This window comes from Barrientosiimonas endolithica (assembly GCF_030296655.1).
GTDB lineage: Bacteria > Actinomycetota > Actinomycetes > Actinomycetales > Dermatophilaceae > Barrientosiimonas > Barrientosiimonas humi.
Map to the genome: position 1 here is coordinate 478224 of NZ_AP027735.1, position 19184 is coordinate 497407.

General features: G+C 71.3%; 15 protein-coding genes and 5 pseudogenes. 2 read left to right on the plus strand and 18 right to left on the minus strand.

Going from position 1 to position 19184, the window contains the following annotated elements:
- Positions 1 to 23: 23 nt before the first annotated feature.
- The 7 genes and pseudogenes from QUE40_RS02400 to QUE40_RS02430 all read right to left on the minus strand — a co-directional run bounded on the left by QUE40_RS02400 (position 24) and on the right by QUE40_RS02430 (position 6350).
- Positions 24 to 497, minus strand: coding sequence for a CoA-binding protein (locus QUE40_RS02400; RefSeq protein ID WP_289232213.1), 474 nt, complete (start codon positions 495 to 497; stop codon positions 24 to 26).
- On the minus strand, positions 494 to 1822 hold the full coding sequence (locus tag QUE40_RS02405; RefSeq protein WP_289232214.1) for an O-acetylhomoserine aminocarboxypropyltransferase/cysteine synthase family protein: 1329 nt from the start codon (positions 1820 to 1822) through the stop codon (positions 494 to 496). The genes QUE40_RS02400 and QUE40_RS02405 overlap by 4 nt, the downstream gene beginning before the upstream one ends.
- A 31-nt stretch (positions 1823 to 1853) precedes the next feature.
- Complete coding sequence (locus tag QUE40_RS02410; RefSeq protein ID WP_289232215.1) at positions 1854 to 2633, minus strand: urease accessory protein UreD; 780 nt, start codon at positions 2631 to 2633, stop codon at positions 1854 to 1856.
- Positions 2630 to 3340, minus strand: a complete 711-nt coding sequence (ureG, locus tag QUE40_RS02415) for an urease accessory protein UreG (protein ID WP_289232216.1) — start codon at positions 3338 to 3340, stop codon at positions 2630 to 2632. Before ureG ends, QUE40_RS02410 begins: the two co-directional genes overlap by 4 nt.
- A 630-nt stretch (positions 3341 to 3970) precedes the next feature.
- Positions 3971 to 5673: pseudogene (locus QUE40_RS02420) on the minus strand (urease subunit alpha).
- The gene (locus QUE40_RS02425; protein ID WP_289232217.1) at positions 5666 to 6001 is read right to left on the minus strand and encodes an urease subunit beta; all 336 of its coding nucleotides are present in this window, start codon (positions 5999 to 6001) and stop codon (positions 5666 to 5668) included. The pseudogene QUE40_RS02420 and the gene QUE40_RS02425 overlap by 8 nt, the downstream one beginning before the upstream one ends.
- 46 nt (positions 6002 to 6047) lie before the next feature.
- Entirely contained in the window at positions 6048 to 6350 is a 303-nt protein-coding gene (locus QUE40_RS02430) for an urease subunit gamma (protein WP_289232218.1), read from the minus strand.
- Positions 6351 to 6454: 104 nt separating this feature from the next.
- Here QUE40_RS02430 and QUE40_RS02435 point away from each other — a divergent pair.
- A pseudogene (locus QUE40_RS02435) lies at positions 6455 to 6703 on the plus strand (LLM class flavin-dependent oxidoreductase); the annotation flags it as partial.
- Positions 6704 to 6732: 29 nt separating this feature from the next.
- Here QUE40_RS02435 and QUE40_RS02440 read toward each other — a convergent pair.
- The 10 genes and pseudogenes from QUE40_RS02440 to QUE40_RS02485 all read right to left on the minus strand — a co-directional run bounded on the left by QUE40_RS02440 (position 6733) and on the right by QUE40_RS02485 (position 16083).
- Positions 6733 to 7059 carry a hypothetical protein gene (locus QUE40_RS02440; protein WP_026529998.1) on the minus strand — a complete coding sequence of 109 codons (327 nt, stop codon included), beginning with the start codon at positions 7057 to 7059 and terminating at the stop codon, positions 6733 to 6735.
- On the minus strand, positions 7056 to 7619 hold the full coding sequence (gene lspA, locus QUE40_RS02445; RefSeq protein ID WP_026529997.1) for a signal peptidase II: 564 nt from the start codon (positions 7617 to 7619) through the stop codon (positions 7056 to 7058). The genes QUE40_RS02440 and lspA overlap by 4 nt, the downstream gene beginning before the upstream one ends.
- Positions 7616 to 9525 (minus strand): annotated as a pseudogene (locus QUE40_RS02450) (heavy metal translocating P-type ATPase). Before QUE40_RS02450 ends, lspA begins: the two are co-directional and overlap by 4 nt.
- On the minus strand, positions 9522 to 9881 hold the full coding sequence (cmtR, locus tag QUE40_RS02455) for a Cd(II)/Pb(II)-sensing metalloregulatory transcriptional regulator CmtR (protein WP_289232219.1): 360 nt from the start codon (positions 9879 to 9881) through the stop codon (positions 9522 to 9524). The pseudogene QUE40_RS02450 and the gene cmtR overlap by 4 nt, the downstream one beginning before the upstream one ends.
- Before the next feature lie 92 nt (positions 9882 to 9973).
- Positions 9974 to 10864 carry a GumC domain-containing protein gene (locus tag QUE40_RS19585; protein ID WP_433997037.1) on the minus strand — a complete coding sequence of 297 codons (891 nt, stop codon included), beginning with the start codon at positions 10862 to 10864 and terminating at the stop codon, positions 9974 to 9976.
- Positions 10865 to 11324: 460 nt separating this feature from the next.
- Positions 11325 to 11738, minus strand: a pseudogene (locus QUE40_RS19590) (relaxase/mobilization nuclease domain-containing protein); the annotation flags it as partial.
- A complete protein-coding gene (locus QUE40_RS02470) occupies positions 11735 to 12259 on the minus strand; it encodes a hypothetical protein (RefSeq protein ID WP_289232222.1) in 525 nt (174 codons plus the stop codon). The gene QUE40_RS02470 and the pseudogene QUE40_RS19590, both read right to left, overlap by 4 nt.
- Positions 12260 to 12327: 68 nt before the next feature.
- Positions 12328 to 13733: pseudogene (locus tag QUE40_RS02475) on the minus strand (Rep family protein); the annotation flags it as partial.
- 330 nt (positions 13734 to 14063) lie between these two features.
- Positions 14064 to 14312, minus strand: a complete 249-nt coding sequence (locus QUE40_RS02480; protein WP_026529989.1) for a helix-turn-helix domain-containing protein — start codon at positions 14310 to 14312, stop codon at positions 14064 to 14066.
- A gap of 394 nt (positions 14313 to 14706) precedes the next feature.
- Positions 14707 to 16083, minus strand: coding sequence for a recombinase family protein (locus tag QUE40_RS02485; RefSeq protein WP_433997067.1), 1377 nt, complete (start codon positions 16081 to 16083; stop codon positions 14707 to 14709).
- A 98-nt stretch (positions 16084 to 16181) separates the two neighbouring features.
- Here QUE40_RS02485 and QUE40_RS02490 point away from each other — a divergent pair, with 98 nt between their 5' ends.
- Positions 16182 to 17003: an LLM class flavin-dependent oxidoreductase gene (locus QUE40_RS02490; protein WP_350227053.1), complete on the plus strand. Its 822-nt coding sequence runs from the start codon at positions 16182 to 16184 to the stop codon at positions 17001 to 17003.
- Between the two features lie 51 nt (positions 17004 to 17054).
- Here QUE40_RS02490 and QUE40_RS02495 read toward each other — a convergent pair whose 3' ends face one another.
- A complete protein-coding gene (locus QUE40_RS02495) occupies positions 17055 to 19139 on the minus strand; it encodes an MMPL family transporter (protein WP_289232225.1) in 2085 nt (694 codons plus the stop codon).
- Positions 19140 to 19184: the final 45 nt, after the last annotated feature.

The window sequence follows — 19184 nt, forward strand, 5'->3', positions numbered from 1 at the left end:
GGTGGCACGCGTCCTGCGGTCGGTCAGCGACGCCGGCGCGAGTCGATCACGCCGGTGTCGAAACCGGCCAGGTGCAGGCCCCCGTGGAAGCGGGCGTGCTCGACCTTCAGGCAGCGGTTCATCACGACCTGCAGCCCGGCGTCGGTGGCGCGGTCGGCGACGTCCTGGTCGAACAGGCCGAGCTGCAACCACAGCACCTTGGCGTCCGCGGCGATCGCCTCGTCGGCCACCTGCGGCAGGTCGGACGCCTTGCGGAAGACGTCGACGACGTCGGGCTCGCCGGGAAGGTCGGCGAGGGAGGGATAGACCTTCTGCCCGAGCAGCTCGGTGAGGCGCGGGTTGACGAACCACAGGTCGTACGACGTCTCGGCCTGGAGGTAGGTGGAGACGAAATAGCTTGCGCGAGAAGGGTTGTCGGACGCGCCGACGATCGCGATGGTGCGCGCCTGGCGCAGGATCGCCTGCCGCTCGAGGGCGGACGGCTCGGTCCAGGTCATGCGTCGCCTCCCGGCTTCGTCGCGGCGTCGAGCGCCTGGTCGAGGTCCCACAGGATGTCGTCGACGTCCTCGATGCCGACGCTGATGCGCACCAGGTCGGGGCGCACGCCGCCGGCGACGAGCTGGTCGTCGTTCAGCTGCTGGTGCGTGGTCGAGGCGGGGTGGATGACCAGGGTGCGCGCGTCACCGATGTTGGCCAGGTGGCTGCACAGCCGGGCCGCCTCGATGAACCGTTGCCCGGCCGCCCGCTCCTCGCCGTCGGGCGCGGCGACCCCGAACGAGAAGACCGCGCCCGGTCCATCGGGGAGGTACCGCTGCGCACGGTCGTGGTCGGGGTGGTCCGGGAGCCCGGCGTACGCCACCCACGCCACCCGCTCGTCCGCGGCCAGCCACTCGGCCACCTGCCGGGCGTTGCGCACGTGCTCGGTCATCCGCTGGGCCAGCGTCTCGACCCCCTGCAGCAGCAGGAACGCGCTGTGCGGCGACAGCGCCGCCCCGATGTCGCGCAGCTGCTCCGAGCGCAGCTTGGTGAGGAAGCCGTACTCGCCGAAGTTGCCCCACCACGACACCCCGCCGTACGACGCCACGGGCTCGGTCATCACCGGGAACTTGCCGTTGTCCCAAGGGAATCGGCCCGACTCGACCACCACGCCGCCGAGCGTCGTGCCGTGCCCACCGAGGAACTTGGTGGCGGAGTGGATGACGATGTCGGCGCCGTGCTCGATGGGGCGCAGCAGGAACGGCGTGACGGTCGTCGCGTCGACGACCAGCGGGATGCCCGCGGCGTGCGCGACCTCGGCGAGGCCCGCGATGTCGGCCACCGCGCCGGAGGGGTTGGCGACCGCCTCGACGAACACGCAGCGGGTGCGCTCGTCGATCGCCGCGGCGTAGTCGGCCGGGTCGCCACCACCCACGAAGACGGTGTCGACGCCGAACCGCCGCAGCGTCACGTCGAGCTGGGTGAGCGTGCCGCCGTAGAGGTTGGACGAGGCGACGATGCGGTCGCCCGCGCCGGCGAGCGCGGCGAACACCGCGAACTCCGCGGCCTGCCCGCTCGCGGTCGCGACGGCGCCGAGCCCGCCCTCGAGGCTGGCCATCCGCTCCTCGAGCGCGGCGACCGTCGGGTTGCCGATGCGGGTGTAGATGTTGCCGTACTTCTGCAGCGCGAACAGCGTCGCGGCGTCGGTGGTGTCGTCGAAGACGAAGCTGGTCGTCTGATAGATCGGCACGGCGCGCGCGCCCGTGGAGGGGTCGGGGACCGCTCCGGCGTGCACCGCGCGGGTGCGGAAGCCGAAGGTCCGGTCGCGCGGTCGGTCGGCGGTCATCGGGCGGCTCGCATCACAGGCACGAGCGTAATCAGTCGCCCGCCGCGCGAAGCTCACCCCGCCAGGCGTCCCAGATGCCGGAGAGCCGGGAGCGGTGGGCCTGGTCCACCAGCTCGCGGGCGTACGCCCCCGTCGCCGCGAGCGAGAAGCAGGCCGGCCCAGCGTGGTCGGGCGCTGTCGCGCCGGGGGTGGTCGGGCCGGTGGTCGCGCCGGGTGCGGTCGCACCGGCGGGGACGGTCTGCGCCGGCCGCCACCCGAGCGCGGTGACCGTGTCGACGACCCGGGCGCCCGCGAGCATCCCTGGCAGCAGGCAGGACTCGGCGTCGAGCGTCAGGTCCTCGACGAGCGCCGGCTGCCCGGCGAGGGTCATCCGGGTGCGGCAGTCGATCTCGCCGGGGCGCTCGCCGGTGCGGCCGAGCGCGACCCGGTCGCGCAGCAGCAGCCGCCCGGTCTGCTCGACCTGCACGTGCATGGTGCGCTCGACGCGCGCCCCCTCGGCCACCACCAGCGGTTCGCCGTGCCACGCCAGCGTCGAGCCGGCACCCACGGCGACCGAGACGTCCCAGTGCGCCGGCTCGCCCCGCCCGTCGTAGGCCACGGTCCCGGCCACGTCGACCAGCTCCAGGGTCGCGCCGTCCTCGACCCGCAGGTCCAGGCTGACCCGGTCGCCACCCAGCAGGGTCGCGCCGGTCGCCACCAGCGCGACCCGGGCGGTCCCGGCAGGCGATCGCAGCAGCCGCGGGGAGAGCAGCCCGCCGCGCAGCCGCACCCTCGGTCGCGCGCCGCAGCCGGCGACGTGGACCTGGGTCATGCGTGTCGGTGACCGTGCACGAGCGCGTCCTCGTCGCGGGAGTGCGAGTGCGGCGCCATCGGGCCCGGGTCGCTGGGCACCAGTGCGCCACGACGGAACTCGGCGTACGTCCGGCGCACCCAGTCCGCCAGCTCACCGACGGAGGCCGGGTCGCGCCGGGACAGCCCCACGACCGGTCGGCCGTCGCGGGCGGCTCGGCCCTGCTCGACCATCAGCTCGGCGTCGACGTCGACGTGCGCGGCCAGGTCGGTCTTGTTGACCACGAGCAGGTCCGCGCGTGCGATGCCGGGGCCGCCCTTGCGCACCACGTCGCCACCTCCCGCGACGTCGAGCACGAACAACTGAGCGTCGACGAGCGCCGGCGAGAAGGTGGCGGTGAGGTTGTCGCCGCCGGACTCCACGAGCACCACGTCGAGCGGGCCATGGTCGGCCTCCAGGTCCTCGACCGCGATGGCGTTGGCGGTGATGTCGTCGCGGATGGCCGTGTGCGGGCAGGCTCCCGTCTCGACCGCCCGGATGCGGTCGGGCTCGAGCACGCCTGCGGCGCGGAGCATCTCGGCGTCCTCCTGGGTGTAGATGTCGTTGGTCACGACGCCGAGGCGCAGCTCGCCGGACAGCGCTCGGCACAGCGTGCCGATCAGCGACGACTTGCCGGTGCCGACGGGTCCGGCGACACCGAGTCGCATGGCGCGGGTGGGTTCAGGCACGGAACAGCCTCCTGGTGGTGCGGGCGTGGGCGTGCTGCCACAGCTCGGCGGCCGGAGCCGTGGCTGCGGGGATCTGGTCGGGGTCGGTCAGGCCGGCCACGGCCTGGACCACGCACTCCACCTCGGGGGCGGCCTCCAGCGCCCACTCGACCGTGTCGAGCGGGTCCAGGGGAGCAGCTTGAGCGCGGCGGCGCAGACCGACTGCACCTCGTCGTGACAGACGACCCGGGCCAGGTCGTCGGACGCGACCTCCAGCCGAAAAGCCAGGTGCGCCAACGCGATCGGGCGAGGGAGGCTCCGGTCGACCGGCCCCCGATGCGGGCCAGCAGCCGGCCGTAGCCGCGGCCGAGCTCCACCTGGGCGCGGCGCACGACGTCGCTGGGCGTGCGCGCCTCCCACGCCCGCAGGGCCGGCGCCGGGTCGCCGGTGCTGCGCACCAGGTGCAGGGCGACGACGGCCGCCCCGGCGTCGACGGCGACCGTGGTGCGCAGCCGCGCCCGCAGGAATCCCGGAACCTCCTCCCGCGACAGGCCGGCCTGCACGGCGGGCTCGAGCCCGGCCGACTGGGCGTGGCCGCCGACCGGCAGACGGCCGTCGGCGAGCAGCAGGGACATCGACGACATCGGGGCCTCAGAACAGGGAGTAGAGCTGGGCCAGCGGCAGCCGTTCGGCCGGCGCGGGCTGCACCCGCTGGCCGTCGATGTCGATCGCGAAGGTCTCCGGGTCGATGTCGATCCGCGGCGTCGCCGAGTTGTTCACCATGTCGGCCTTCGTGACCTCCCTGGTGGACCGAATGCCGATCACGTTGCGCCGCAACCCGATCCGGTCACCAAGCCGCGACTCCGCGGCCGCGGGAGCGACGAACGCGACCGACCTGGTCGCCGCGTCGTCCTGCGCGAGCGCCGGCCGCATCAGCACCGGTTGCGGGGTCGGGATCGAGGCGTTGGGATCGCCCAGGGCGGCGAACGCGATGACGCCGGACTTGATCACCAGCGACGGACGTACGCCGAAGAACCGGGGTCCCACAGCACCAGGTCGGCGAGCTTGCCGGGTTCGACCGAGCCGACCTCTCCGTCGATGCCGTGCGCGACGGCCGGGTTGATCGTGTACTTCGCGACGTAGCGACGCGCGCGGTCGTTGTCGGCGCGCTCGTCCGCACTCAGCGACCCGAACCGGGACTTCATCACGTGCGCGACCTGCCAGGTGCGGGTGATCACCTCGCCGATGCGCCCCATCGCCTGCGCGTCGGACGAGGTGATCGACAGCGCGCCGAGGTCGTGCAGCAGGTCCTCCGCCGCGATCGTCGTGGCCCGGATGCGCGACTCGGCGAACGCCAGGTCCTCCGGCACCGCGGGGTTGAGGTGGTGGCAGACGACCAGCATGTCGAGGTGCTCGGCGACCGTGTTGACCGTGTGCGGCAGCGTCGGGTTCGTCGACCCCGGAAGGACGTTCGGCTGCGCGGCGATCGACAGGATGTCGGGCGCGTGACCGCCGCCGGCCCCCTCGGTGTGGAAGGCGTGGATCGACCGGCCGCCGATCGCGCGCAGGGTCGAGCCGACGTAGCCCGCCTCGTTGAGGCTGTCGCTGTGCAGCGCGACCTGCAGTCCGTGCTCGTCGGCGGCGCGCAGGGCCGCGTCGATGGCCGCGGGCGTGGCGCCCCAGTCCTCGTGCACCTTGTACGCCCCCGCGCCCCCGAGCGCCTGCTCGGCCAGCCCGTCGGCGCTCACCGTGCTGCCCTTGCCCATGAGCAGCACGTTGACCGGCAGGGCGTCGAGCCCGCGCAGCACCGACGCGAGGTGCCACGGGCCGGGGGTGACGGTCGTGGCCTTCGAGCCCTCCGACGGCCCGGTGCCGCCACCGCCGAGCGTGGTCAGCCCGGTCGCCAGCGCCTCGTGCACCTGGCTGGTCGACAGGAAGTGGACGTGCATGTCGATGCCGCCGGCGGTGAGGATCTTGCCCTCGCCGGCGATCACGTCGGTGCCGGGACCGATCTCCAGGTCGGGGTGCACGCCGTCGGCGACGTCGGGGTTGCCGGCGCGCCCGAGCGCGACGACGCGCCCGTCGCGCAGCCCGACGTCGGCGCGCACCACGCCCCAGTGGTCGAGCACGACCACGTTGGTGATGACGGTGTCGAGAGCTCCGGCGGCGCGGCTGCGCAGCCCCTGGGCCATCGACTCCCTGATCGACTTGCCGCCGCCGAAGACGGCCTCGTCGCCGCCCACCGTGAGGTCGTCCTCGACCTCGATCCACAGGTCGGTGTCGCCGAGGCGCACCTGGTCGCCCACCGTCGGACCGAACAGGTCGACGTACGTCGCGCGGTCGAGCTCAACCATCGACGCCACCACCCGTGGCCGGGGGCAGCCCGATGCCCGGCACGCGGCGGCGACCACCCAGGGCGACCAGGCGCACCTCGCGGGTGACGCCGGGCTCGAAGCGCACGGACGTGCCCGCCGCGACGTCGAGCCGGAAGCCCTCCGCCGCGGCCCGGTCGAACGTCAGCGCCGGGTTGGCCTCGGCGAGGTGCAGGTGCGACCCGACCTGGATCGGCCGGTCGCCGGTGTTCTCGACGACCAGGTCGCGCGTCTCGCGGCCCGCGTTGAGCGTGATGGTGCCGGGCCGCACGCGGATCGCGCCCGGCCCCTCGTGCTGGGGTCTGCTCACGGTGCGATCCCTCGGGGTGCCGGCGCGGACGTACGGGCGGGGCGTCTCATGCGATGGGGTGGTGGATCGTGACGAGCTTGCGCCCGTCGGGGAAGGTCGCCTCGACCTGCACGTCGGTGATCAGCTCGGCGACGCCCGGCATGACCTGCTCGCGGGTCAGCACCCCGCGGCCCTGCTCCATCAGGTCCTCGACGAGGGCGCCCTCGCGGGCCCGCTCGACGACCCAGGTCGACAGCAGCGCCACGGTCTCGGGGTGGTTGAGCGCGACGCCGCGGGCGAGGCGGTCGCGGGCGAGCATGCCGGCGACCGCGAGCAGCAGCTTCTCGGTGTCGGCGGGGGTGAGGTGCATGGCCGGCACTCAACGACACCCGCGTTTCGGCCGTGTTTCGGCGGCGTTCGTCGCAGGTGAAACCTGCCGGGAACAACCCACCGGGTGGTTTAGTTGACACGTCCATGAAGGCATTCGGGTTCCTCAGCTTCGGTCACTACTCGCCGCTCCCCGGGTCGCAGACGCGCACCGCGGGCGAGATGCTCCGGCAGACCGTCGACCTCGCGGTCGCGGCCGACGAGATCGGCGTCAACGGCGCGTACGTCCGCGTCCACCACTTCGAGAAGCAGGCCGCCGGGCCCATCCCGCTGCTGTCGACCATGGCCGCCAAGACCAAGCGCATCGAGGTCGGCACCGGCGTGATCGACATGCGCTAGCGCACGTCTGGGTTGTAACACTGGACCTATCGTTCGCCTCCGCCGCCTCGCCTGCGGCCGCGAAGCGCCTCATCGATCTGTGCCGCAGCCGGGGCTCCGGCGTACCCGGTCTCCGTCGCATAGACCCGGCACGCGAGGGAGCGAACCGGTGTCGTCGGGAACAGGTCGACGCCGTCGACGAGGATCGTGGGCGAGCCTCCGAACCTGGTGTTCGCCGCCTCGGCCTCGCTGTGGATCGTGACCAGCTCGACGGGCACGTCCGTGAGCCCCAGCGAGTCCAGAGCGGCGCGTGCGTGCTCCTCGGCGACGGCGGTGTTCGGGCAGTCGACGATGTGCAGCAGTTCGACCTTCATGAAGCGGGATCCGTTCGGTCGGTTTCGGCTGTCGTGCGAGGAGTCGGTAGGAGCAGGTTCACGCAGACCAGCCCGACGCCGGCGACGATGAAGACGTCGGCGACGTTCCCGACGAACAGGTTTCCGTAGGCAAGGAAGTCGGTGACGTGCCCCTGCCCGAACGAGGGCGGATTCACGAGCCGGTCGACGAGGTTGCCGACCGCGCCACCGAGGACCAGGCCCAACGCGACGCCCCACCTCGCCCCGCGCAGCCGCACGGCGAAAACGACCACCATCACGGCAGCGAGGAGCCCGACAATCGTGAAGATCCAGGTGGCTCCGGAGCCGAGCGAGAACGCGGCCCCGGGGTTGTAGACCAGCGACAATCCGAACAGGTCGCCGAGCAGTGGCATCCGCTCGCCCGGCGTCAACTGCGCAACGGCGAGGGCCTTCGACCCTTGGTCCACGGCCAGGGCAAGCACGGCCACGATGAGCGCAAGGCGGAGGGCACGCTTGCCCCCTGCCGTTGGGCCGTGCTCCTGCGTGCTCGTCCCTTCGACGGCGGCGTCCTGCGCGGTCACGCGCCGACCCTCCGCGTCCGGGCGGCTCGCAGGCCGTTGAGGATCACGACGACCTCGGCGATCTCGTGTACGAGCACCACCGCGGCCAGCCCCAGGACGCCGAACAGGGCGAGCGGAAGCAGGGCGGCGATGATCAGCAGCGACAGGATGATGTTCTGGTTGATGATGTGACGTCCGCGGCGGGCGTGGTCGAACGCACGCGGCAGCAGGCGCAGGTCGTGGCCAGTGAAGGCGACGTCGGCGGACTCGATCGCGGCATCGGAGCCGGTCGCACCCATCGCGATGCCGATGTCCGCGGCGGCGAGGGCGGGGGCGTCGTTGATGCCGTCGCCGATCATCGCCACCGACCCGTTCTTGCCGAGTTCGCCGATCGCGGCGGCCTTGTCCTCGGGGCGCAGCTCGGCGCGGACGTCCTCGATCCCTGCCTGCGCGGCCAGGGCACGTGCGGTGCGGGCGTTGTCGCCAGTGAGCATGGTCATGCCCACGCCCTGGGACTCGAGGGCGCGGACGACCTCGGGGACCTCGGGGCGCAGCTCGTCGCGGACGCCGATCGCGGCGACCGGGATCTCGTGGCGGTGGACGATGACGACCGTCATGCCCTGCTCCTCCATGCCTGCCACCTGGTCGCCGAGCGGCCCGGCGTCCAACCAGCGGGGACTGCCGACCGTGACCCGCGCGCCGTCGAGCTTGCCTTCGATGCCGTGCCCGGCCTGCTCGGTCACGCCCTCGGCAGCAGGGGCCCCGGGGGCTGCAGCGGTGATCGCGGCCGCGAGGGGTGGGTGCTGTGCTGCTCCAGCGCTGCGGCCCAGGCCAGCGCCTGTTCCTCGGTCACACCGTCAGTGGTGAGGACTGCGGTGACGGCGGGCTCGTTGCGGGTCAGGGTGCCGGTCTTGTCGACGGACACGTGGCGGATCACGCCGAAGCGCTCGAACACGGCCCCGGACTTGATGATCACGCCGAACTTGCTCGCCGAGCCGATCGCAGCGACCACGGTCAGCGGCACCGAGATCGCCAGCGCGCACGGCGACGCCGCCACGAGCACCACGAGGGCGCGGGTGATCCACAGCTCCGGGTCGCCGAGCAGCGAACCGATGACGGCGACCAGGACTGCGAGGATGAGCACGCCGGGCACGAGTGGTCGGGCGATGCGATCGGCGAGGCGGGCGCGGTCGCCCTTCTCTGCCTGCGCCTTCTCAACCAGGTCGACGATGGTGGTCAGCGAGTTGTCGGTGCCCGCCGCGGTCGTCTCCACTTCCAGCGCTCCCGCGGTGTTGATCGCACCGGCCGACACGGCATCGCCGGGCTCGACCTCGACGGGGATCGACTCCCCGGTGATCGCGGAGGTGTCCAGGCTGGAGCGGCCGGTGCGGACGACGCCGTCGGTCGCGATCCGCTCGCCCGGCCGGACCAGCATCAGCTGACCGACAACGAGGTCTTTCGCGGCGACCTCGACCGATGCGCCGCCCTGGCGGATGGTCGCGGTCTCCGGGACGAGCTTGAGCAGCGCCCGGAGCCCGCCTCGGGCCCGGTCCATCGCCTTGTCTTCCAGCGCCTCGGCGATCGAATAGAGGAACGCCAGCGCGGCGGCCTCCTCGACGTAGCCGAGGATGACCGCGCCGATCGCGCTGATCGTCATCAGCAGGCTGATGCTCAGCTTGCCCTTGAACAGCTTCCGGATCGCGCCCGGGGTGAACGTCGACGCGCCCAGCAGCAGGCCGATCCAGAACAGCACCAGCGCCGGGATCTCCCACTCGGACCACTCCAAGGCCAGGCCGGTGCCGAAAGCGACGCCGGAGAAGACCGGGACCATGATCCCGCGATCCCGCCACCAGGGGCGTTCTTGTTCCTCGTCGACTGCTTCACCGGCCGCGGTCTCGGGCTCGTCGCAGCCGCACGCCGCGCTCACTTGGCCGCTCCTGTCCCGCAGCAGCCCGACACGGTGCACTGCGAGTCCATGCATGGCGCGTGCTCGTCGACGGCCAGCGTCACGTCCACGAGGGCCGTGAGCGCCGCCGCGATATGCGGGTCGGCGATCACGTAGCGCGTCTGCCGCCCCTCGGGCTCGGCGACCACGATCCCGCAGTCGCGCAGGCAGGTCAGGTGGTTCGACACGTTCGAGCGCGTCAGCTCCAGCTCGCGCGAGAGCACGGCCGGGTAGCTTGGGCCGTCGAGCAGGGTCATCAGGATCCGGGATCGCGTCGGGTCCGCCATGGCCCGGCCGAGCCGGTTCATGACGTCGAGGCGTGAAGCAATGGTCAGCATGCACTGAACTATACAGGGACTGCTGACTTGTTGTCGACACGTCAGGGCTGCCGCACGCGCTCCGCGCGCTTGCCCTCGGGAACCGGATTCACCTACTTGCGCCAGCGGGGCCACTTCGGCATCCCGCGGCCCCTCCAGGTCTCAACGAGGCACGCGACCCAACGGACGGACGCGAAGAGCCCGTAGCCGGCCCCGGTGAGGCCCACGGCAACCACGAGCCAGCGCCCGATGCCGAGCCAAAGGCTCCCGTCCACGTCGAGGGCCCACTGAGCGCCTGTGATGAGCCCAGCGATGCCCATCCAGAGCCCAGCGACGACCACGACCACCGGCAAGAGGGCGAGGCACATCGCAGCGCCAGCCGACCAGAGCTGTCGGGCCTCCAGCTTCGCCGTCGCGGCGATGATCCGCTCGGCGCGCTCGTTGGACGCGTCGAGGTTCGCCGTCATCGTGGCCGAGGCCTCCCCGGCGACCTGCTCGACGGCCTTCTCGACCCGTTCCTCGGTGCGCTTCTCGATCCGCTGCACGGCCCCGCCGACCTGGCTCACGAGCTTCTGGTTCGCCGCGGCCTGTGCCTTGAGTCCCTCAATCGCCGAGGCCGTAGCCGCGTGGTTCTTCTGCGCCTCGGCGATCAAACTCTGCGAGGCGGCGTTCAGCCGCTTCCCGTCGAGACTCTGCACGAACTCGCCGAGCGTGCTCTCGATCTCGCTCAGCCTGCTCTCGACGCTCTCGATCTGCGGTGACGTGCTGACGGACGGCTGCGAGGTCGACGCCCGGTCGATGCGCTTGCTCATCTCCTCGTCCATGACCTTCACGAACCCCGCGAGCTTCTTCTGCTGCTCGGCCAGCCGGTCGAGCCGCGCGTTCTGCGCCTCGACGGCGGCGAGGATCGAGGTCAACGCCTCCATCGTCTCCGGAATGCCGAGCTGCTGCCGCTGCTCGTCCGGCGCGTTCTGCTGCTTCAGCCTGTCGAGCGCTGCGCTCATGGCCCTGCTCCTTCTGCTGCTGGTGATAGTCGAAGAACGCCTGCGCGCCCTCCGGGGTGAAGTCCGCCGAGAGGGCGCTGGTGCGCTTGCGGCGCTCGGCGCGCCCGGACTCACCTCGGCGGTCCTCGATGTAGAGCGTCCACGTCTCCTTGCCGACGTTCTTGCCCCGCTTGCTCACGGCTGTGTGCAGGCGCATCCGCGGCACCTGCTTCCCGTCGTCGCCAAGCTGCTGGTTCTGCTCCGCGATCACCGATTCGAGACCGGGCTTGTCCACCGACCAAGGATTGGCCAGAGCGGCGCTCATCCGGTCGCCCATCTCCCGGTCGAGCGACCCCTCGGCGAAGTCCTCGCGGCGCAGCTCCCAGTCCTTCGGCGCGTGCTCCAGCCGCTTCACGACCGAGAGGCCGTGCTCGCGCATCAGCTCGTCGTTTGCCGACTGCACGCCCCGTTGGTTCCCTGCCTTGCGGTCGTGGAACGTGCGGTAGTCCGAGAGCGCCTTCCCGGCGCGGTTGTTGTGGTTGACGACCAAGATGTGGTTGTGCGGCTTGCGGCCACGTCCATCCACATGCGTCACCACAAGGCAGTCCGAGTCCGGGTGCATCTTCTTCGCGAGCTGGTAGCCCAGATCGTTCACCCGCTGCACGTCCTCCGGGCTGTTCGGGTCGAACTCCTCGTCGCTGAACGACTGGCGATAGTGCAGCGCCTCGACGTCGCGCTTCGTGTTCTGCGTGAGCGCGCGGGCGCGGGCCGAGAATGCGCCGGGGCCTCCCGGCACATCGCACGTGATCGCGACCCCGCGTTCGTCCGCCTCGCCTCGGATGTAGCGCTCCGTGTCTCCGGCGCTCGTGCTCGGGCTGTAGTGCGTGGTGCTCATGACGCCGTCCGGTCCCCGAGCAGCGCCCGGACCCCGCGCAGCAACTCGATCAGCTCGGGCACCTCTGCCGACAGCGCCACCGCCTCACCGGCCCGCGCGCGGCGGTCCAGGTCGTTGACGTTGATCGCCAGCGGGCGCACCTGGGCGGCCAGCTCGCGGGCGTCCGCCGAGGCCTGCACGCGCAACTCGGCTCCGAGCAGGTGCGCGGCCACGGCGGCGTCCAGCTCCTCGCTCCGAGAGGCGTGGAGCGCATCCCGCACGACGGTCCGCACCCACGTGCTCGGAGCCAGCCCGAGCCGCTTCGCACGAGTGCGAAGCGCCCCGAGCGTGGCGTCATCGAAGCGGGTATCGAGCCGCCCGCCGCTGCCACGACGACGCTTCGCGCCGCCGTGACTCTGACGCACAGCCTCCGCATCAGCCCGACCGGTGTTCACCTGGGAGTCGGCCTGCTGCTCTACCTGTACGCCAGAGTGGCAAGCAGTAGGCATGTCGGACACATCGCTGACGCTCGTGTCCTCCATGCCTGCTTGCGAGGGCCTCCGGCCCCTCGACCCCCTGAAAGAGCGCGTCCAGTTCGGTGCTCATGCGGCACCAGTGCCAGCGGCACGTCCGGACTCCGCACGGCGAGCCCGCTCAGCAGCTCCGCGACCGCGCCGTCCGCGTCGTGGTCCGCCGAGGTCTCCGGACCGTAGGTCAGTTCCCGCGACCCGGCGTTCCGGTGGTACGCGTTCCCGTACATGCCGGGCGTGTGCGCGGCGGCCGGAACGCTGCACTGATGCCACTCGTAGGGCTCGATCCTTCCGATGTGCTGCACGAGGTAGCGGTTGATGTCGTCGGCACGGTAGACCTTCACGACCGAGGCCAGGCGGCGGATGAACTGGTCCAGCGCCTCGTCCACGTTGCCCTTCTGACGGGCGTAGTAGAAGAACTCGACAGGCTCGATCGTCGCCGTGATGACGATGAGACGCGGGGCCACCTCGCCCTTGTTCTTGTACCGAGCCTTCGCAGGCGAGGCGTTGTACGGATCGAGCAGCAGCAGCCAGTCGTTCGCGTCCATCGCCGAGGCGCGCAGATCGTCGAGCAGCAGCACTTCCTCCCCGCGCCAGTCATCGAGGGGTTCCCCGTGGCGGCCCGGTAGACCTGCCACCGCTCGCCGTGGGCGTTCGCCGCGTTGATCGCCTCGGAGGTGAAGTCCGTGGCGAACCGGGTCTTGCCGATACCGGCATCCCCGTGGACGAACACCACGTGCGTCGAGAACTCACCGGCGCGGAGCTTCGCCGCCGCCCGGTACGCACGGCGCTGACCATAGGCCGACAGGGCATCGTCGATCTCCCGCTGATGCCGCGAGTAGATGTCGAACAGTTCATCGGTAAGCATGATCTGATCGCGCGTGATCTCGCCCTGGAGCACGCGCTCGCGCATGTCCTCGAAGTTCTCGGCGACGACCTTCTTCTTCACGTGGGCGCGACCCTTGAGCCACGTCTCCCGGCGCTGGGCGTCGATGCCGAGGTAGTCCGGCCCGCGCACCGTGGCGACCTCCGAAGGCGCGTACTGGTGCTTGTCCGCGTACTTCACGTGCGTCAGGTACGAGAGCATGTTGTCGAAGGCGTACCGCCCGCGACCGGGCTTCTCGACGTACTGCGGTTCGACGCCGATGCCAAACGCGAGCCGATCCAGAGGCGCGCTCTTCGCGCGGCTGGCGAACTTGATCACCGCGTGCAGGTGATCCGGCTTCGGCTCGACGACCAGAGCCTTCTCCGTGTCGCTCCAGACCTCGCGCTCGTCCTTGTCGTGCACGATGCCGTAGGCCTCGATGACCTCGCAGCCGATGGCCTCGAGCCGCTGCACCACGTAGGTGAGGATCGCTCCGGCTCCCTGCTGGAGCAGCGCGGCTCCGGTCGGATCGCCGGCGGCCCAGGTCCAGTACGACGGATCGAGGTACTGCGTGAGACCGATGCTCGTCGGGTTGTTCTCCTGCTTAGCCACGACGACCACCGCCCAGGACGTCGGAAGGAGCGTGCGGCGCCTTAAATGACCCCCTATTGACCCCCAAATGAGACCCCAAATGATCCTGCGGGGTCACGCGGTGGAGCGAAGGCGAAACCGGCAGCTGACCAGGCATGTTGTTGCATGGCGCGGCAATCGACAAGCCCTTGCCGCGCCCGTAGGAACGGATGAGGCTCCCGGAACTCTTGGAGTGCGGAGCACGGATGAGGACGGGCATCACGACGACGGGCAGCCCGCCTCCGGCGGATGCCAGGCCAGGCCCATCGGTCGGGCTGGTCAGGTCAGCGGGAGCGGTGGCGCTGGTGCGTTCGGCGGCGTTCATCGGGCACCGCCCTTGCGGTAACGCTTGATGACGGCCTGATGCGTGACGCCGAGGGCGTCGCCGATCTTGGCCCAGGTCACCCCGTCGGCGCGGGCATCGGCGGCGGCCATCTCGACGGCCTCCTCCAGCACGGAGCGGAGCACGCCGAGGTCGTAGAGGTGCGCTTCGCTGTCGGCGAGAGTGGGGTCGCTCACACGCCAGCGGAAGCCGTTCACGTGGTCGAAGGCGGCGGAGTTGGCGCTCATCAGCGATCACCACCCATCACGGCGGCGACCGCGGCCCGCTGGCGCGGAGTCAGCGGCGTGCGGGCCAGGCGCTCACCAGCTCGGCGACCGGCGGCGAGGGCGGCAGCGATGACGGGATCGAGCCCATCAGCCTGCGGAACGGGGGTCGAGTCCTGGTCGAGCCCAGGGCAGTCCAGCGCAGATGCGCGGGGAGCGTCGATAACGACAGACATCGGAAGTCCTCAAACATGAGTGTGCTTCCGGTTCCCCGCCACGGTAATTGGGCTGTTTGACCGGCTACTCATCCGGGAGTAGAACCCCGCGCTTCTAAGTCGCGGCCCCGGTGGGATCTTCTTGTCTGCAACCATTCTCCCACGACTCGACTCACCAGTCCACTGACGAGTCGATTCGCGTGTTAGTCGCGACGCGGCTCTATCCGAATGAGGGCGGGGTCGAACTTCACGTGGCCGGGGGCAATGGGCTCGATGGTCACCGTCACCAGCTCATCCACGAGCATCCGGCGGCGGTCCATGTCCAGTGCCTTCCACTTCGACTCGACCACTTCGCGGCGCTCCATGGTGCCCAGTGGCTCATCCACGTCCGCCAGCAGTTTCGCCGCCACCGACACCGAGCGGTCGAGCAGCTCCGCGTCGATCTCGTCGATGCGGACCTTCCCGCCCCTGATCGCCTCGGTGATCTCCAAGACGGGCTGGCGCACGTCCAGCAGCAGAGGGCTCAGTTCCTTCACGCGCTCGACCAGGGCATTCCGCTCGGTCAGCAGCTCCTCGCGGTCCGGCCCATCGTCCTCCTGCGGCATCACGAGGTCGTGCACGTCCACCGAGGACAGGCGGGTGAGCACCGCCTCGGTGACCATCGCGTCGACGGGTTCGCGTTGGCGGGTGAGGTGGAACTGCTCGCCGCAGCGGTACGTCGGCTGCTTGCGGCTGTTCGTCCCCGATACGAGCGTCGCGCCGCACTTCCCGCACAGCCCGATCGTGGACAGCAGGTACTTAGGCTGGTTGCCCTGCCTCGCCGACCTCCGCACGTTGTCCTCCAGCTTCGCCACCGCGGCCCTCCAGGTCTGCTCGCCGACGATGGGAGGGAACGCCTCGCCCTGCACCGGGTACAGCTCGCCCGAGGCGTAGTGCTTGATGTAGCCAGCGTAGAGCGGGTTCGCCAGCAGGTACCGCACGGCATCGACGGAGAACGCCGACCCGCGCGCGGTCAGATGACCGGCGCTGTTCAGGTCCTCGCGGATGCGACGGATCGACAGCGACGGCTCGCCGAGGAACGCATCGAAGGCCCGCCGTACGGCGTCGGCCTCCGCCTCGATCAGCTCACCCTCCCTCGTCCAGCCGAACGCCTTCCAGGTGGATGCCGGGATGCCCTCGGCGCGGCGGCGCTCGTTGGAACGGATCTGTCGTTCGGCCTTGCGACGGGCCTCGAACCGCGCGAGAGCGGCGAGCATCGTCGCTCGGAACTCGCCGTCCGCAGTCGAGAGGTCGATCTCGCCGTCCACGGTGACGACGCGCAGGCCCAGGTCGATCAGCGTGTTCAAGTCCTTCGTGCTGCGCAGGAGCCGGTCCATGTCCACGGCGACGACCATCGAGAACCGACCCGCCCGGGCGTCGTCCAGCATCTCGGCCCACCGGGTGCCAGCGCGGCGCTTCTTCGTCGCCGATACCGCGTTGTCGTCGTAGACCTCAACGACCTCCCAGTCCTTGGCCTCGGCCAGCGCCCTGATCTTCCGCAGCTGCGTCTCGACCGTCCACCGGTCGCCCTTGCGATCCATCGAGGCACGGACGTACGCGGCTACCTCGTTCGTCTTCCTCAGCGATACCAGTTCAACCATGCAACCAAGCTTACGTGAACGGGTGTCGCAACCGCGACATGCGCTACGAGAACCCGCTGCAGCTCGCCGAAGAGCTGGGGGCGCTCGACCTGCTCGCCGACCAGCGCATCGCGATCGGCATCAGCCGCGGGTCACCCGAGACGGCGCTGCGCGGTTACGAGGCGTTCGGCTACACCGGCAGCAAGGACCCGCGGGGTGCCGACATCGCCCGCGAGAAGTTCGCCACGTTCCTGCGCGCCATCGACGGCGAGGGCATGGTCGAGGCCGACCCGGCACGCGCACCGCGTGGCACGATGCTGCCGATCACCCCGCACTCCAACGGTCTTCGCGACCGCATCTGGTGGGGCTCGGCCACCCGCGAGACGGCCCAGTGGGTCGGCGAGATGGGCCTGAACCTGATGTCCTCGACGCTGCTCACCGAGGAGGCGGGCATGCCCTTCCACGAGCTGCAGCGCGAGCAGATCGACCGCTACCGCGAGGCGTACGCCGCCGCCGGGCACACGCGTCCGCCGCGGGTCTCGGTGAGCCGCAGCATCTTCCCGCTGGTCAGTGACGCCGACCGCGCCTACTTCGGCGGGCGCCCGGACAGCGACCAGGTCGGGATGATCGACGGCTACGTGTCGACGTTCGGCAAGACCTACGCCGCCGAGCCCGACGAGCTCATCGAGCAGCTGCGCGCCGACTCCGCGGTGATGGCCGCCGACACCGTGATGCTCACCGTCCCCAATCAGCTCGGTGTCGACTACAACGCGCACGTGCTGCAGGCGTTCGCCGAGCACGTCGCCCCGGCGCTCGGGTGGAAGCCCAACACCGACGGTCCCGTGCGCGGCGACCGCATCGAGCTGAGCACGACGAGCTGAGCGGGCGCGCCCGACCGTCCGAGCCGACACCGGCGTACGGGCTGGTCGGGCTCACCGCTCGGCCGGGACGAGCTCCTGCTGGTCGTCGGCGGCGGGTGCTCCGGGCTGCGTGGGCGCGAGCCGGCGCGGCCACCAGAACCGGTCCCCGAGGACGAGGGCGAGCGAGGGCACGAGCACGGTGCGCACGACGAGCGTGTCGAGCAGCACCCCGACGCAGACGACGACGCCGAGCTGGGCGAGGACGACCAGCGGCAGCACGCCGAGCACGGCGAAGACCGCAGCGAGCAGCACGCCCGCGCTGGTGATCACCCCGCCGGTCGCGGCGAGCGCGCGGAGCATTCCCTCGCGCGTGCCGTGGCTGGGGCTCTCCTCGGCGGCGCGGGTGACGAGGAAGATGTTGTAGTCGACGCCGAGCGCGACGAGGAAGACGAAGGCGAGCAGGGGTACGCCGTTGTCGAGTCGCTCGAAGCCGAGGACCTGGGTGAACAGCGCCCACGAGATGCCGAGGCTCGCGAGGTAGGTCCCGACGACGGTGGTCACGAGCAGCAGGGGTGCGACGACCGACCGCAGCAGGCCGCCCAGGGCGATCACGACGAGTCCGAGGATGAGCGGCAGGATCAGCAGCCGGTCGCGCGAGGACGCCTCGGACTCGTCCAGCGCCTCGGCCTCGGTGCCGCCGACGTGCGTCTCACCGGTGTCGGCCACGGCGGCGCGGATGTCGCGGACCGCCTGCTCGGCCGCGTCGGAGCCGGGGTCGGCCGTGAGGACGGCCTGGACCTGGCTGACGCCGCCCGCACCCTCGGGCGCACCCACGGCACGGGCCGAGCTCACCCCCTCGACGTCACCGACGACCCGCGCCAGCTCGGTCACGTCCGAGTCGCGGGAGACGATGATGACCGGGTCGGCCGAGCCCGCGGGGAAGGACTCGGCGAGCCGCTCCCCGGCCGCGATGGCCTCGGGCTTCTGCAGGAACTGGTCGGGGCCGTCGAGCCCCGTGCGGATCTGGGTCATGCCGGCCGCCCCGACCGCGAGCAGCATGATGGTCGCCGTCGCGAAGCGGGCGGGGTGGCGGCTCACGGCGTTGCCGATCCGGCGCCACAGCGAGCGCGAGTCGGCGAGGCTGACCTGGCCGGTCCGCGGCACCCGCGGCCAGAAGATCCACCGGCCGAAGACGACGAGCGCGGCGGGCAGGACGACGAGCACGAAGACCGCCGCGACGACGATGCCGACCGCGCAGGCCAGCCCCAGCCCGCGGGTGGCGGGGAAGGCCGACAGGAGCAGCGCCAGCAGGCCGAGCACGACCGTCGTGGCGCTCGCGAGCACGGCCTCGGCGGTGCGGGTGAGGGCGTGCGCCATGGCCTCGCGACGGTCCTCGCGGACCCGCAGCTCGTCGCGGTAGCGGGAGATGAGCAGCAGGGCGTAGTTCGTGCCGGCGCCGAAGACGAGCACCGAGAGGATGCCGACGGTCGACTCGTCCCAGGGGATGTCGACGGCCGCGAGGGTGTGCGTCGCGATCGTCGCGGCGAGCTGGTCTGCCACGCCGACGACGGTGAGCGGGATGAGCCAGAGCACGGGACTGCGGTAGGTGACGATGAGCAGGAAGGCCACGACCGCGGCGGTCGCCGCGAGCAGCCGCAGGTTCGCGCCGTCGAAGACGGCTGCCAGGTCGGCCTGGATGGCCGCGGGCCCGGTGACCTGCGCGGTGAGCCCGTCCGGCAGGTCGGCGCGCACCTGGGTGCGCAGGGCGGCGACGACCTCAGCGGTCTGCGTCGCGTCCGCCGCGTCGACGGGCACGACGACGAGCGCCGCGCTGCGGTCGTCGGCCACCGTGGGCGGAGCCCCCGTCGCCCCGGGCAGCTCGCGCGCGAGGCCCTCGATGGCCCGGAGCTGCTGCGGGGTCAGCGCCGCGTCGCTGCTGAACAGCACGACCGCCGCCGACCCGTCGGCCTCGGGGACCTCCTCGAGCAGCTCGGCCGCCGCGAGGCTGTCGGAGCCGACGGGCATCGAGGAGGTGGTCGTCGGGCCACGCTCGGCCTGGCCGACGATGCCGATGACGGCGCCGGCGCCGAGCAGGGCGGCGAGGGCGAGCAGCCCCGCGACCCAGCGTCGAGTGATGATGTTGGCGAGCCGTTGCATGGCCGTCCTTCGCTAGGATGGTTCGGTAAGTAACTCATTAAGTTA

Coding starts and splice junctions, on each gene's coding strand:
- QUE40_RS02400 (WP_289232213.1), bottom strand. CDS start 497: ATGACCTGGACCGAGCCGTCCGCCCTCGAGCGGCAGGCGATCCTGCGC.
- QUE40_RS02405 (WP_289232214.1), bottom strand. CDS start 1,822: ATGACCGCCGACCGACCGCGCGACCGGACCTTCGGCTTCCGCACCCGC.
- QUE40_RS02410 (WP_289232215.1), bottom strand. CDS start 2,633: ATGACCCAGGTCCACGTCGCCGGCTGCGGCGCGCGACCGAGGGTGCGG.
- QUE40_RS02430 (WP_289232218.1), bottom strand. CDS start 6,350: ATGCACCTCACCCCCGCCGACACCGAGAAGCTGCTGCTCGCGGTCGCC.
- QUE40_RS02440 (WP_026529998.1), bottom strand. CDS start 7,059: ATGAAGGTCGAACTGCTGCACATCGTCGACTGCCCGAACACCGCCGTC.
- cmtR (WP_289232219.1), bottom strand. CDS start 9,881: ATGCTGACCATTGCTTCACGCCTCGACGTCATGAACCGGCTCGGCCGG.
- QUE40_RS19585 (WP_433997037.1), bottom strand. CDS start 10,864: ATGAGCGCAGCGCTCGACAGGCTGAAGCAGCAGAACGCGCCGGACGAG.
- QUE40_RS02470 (WP_289232222.1), bottom strand. CDS start 12,259: ATGGAGGACACGAGCGTCAGCGATGTGTCCGACATGCCTACTGCTTGC.
- QUE40_RS02480 (WP_026529989.1), bottom strand. CDS start 14,312: ATGAGCGCCAACTCCGCCGCCTTCGACCACGTGAACGGCTTCCGCTGG.
- QUE40_RS02485 (WP_433997067.1), bottom strand. CDS start 16,083: ATGGATCGCAAGGGCGACCGGTGGACGGTCGAGACGCAGCTGCGGAAG.
- QUE40_RS02490 (WP_350227053.1), top strand. CDS start 16,182: ATGCGCTACGAGAACCCGCTGCAGCTCGCCGAAGAGCTGGGGGCGCTC.
- QUE40_RS02495 (WP_289232225.1), bottom strand. CDS start 19,139: ATGCAACGGCTCGCCAACATCATCACTCGACGCTGGGTCGCGGGGCTG.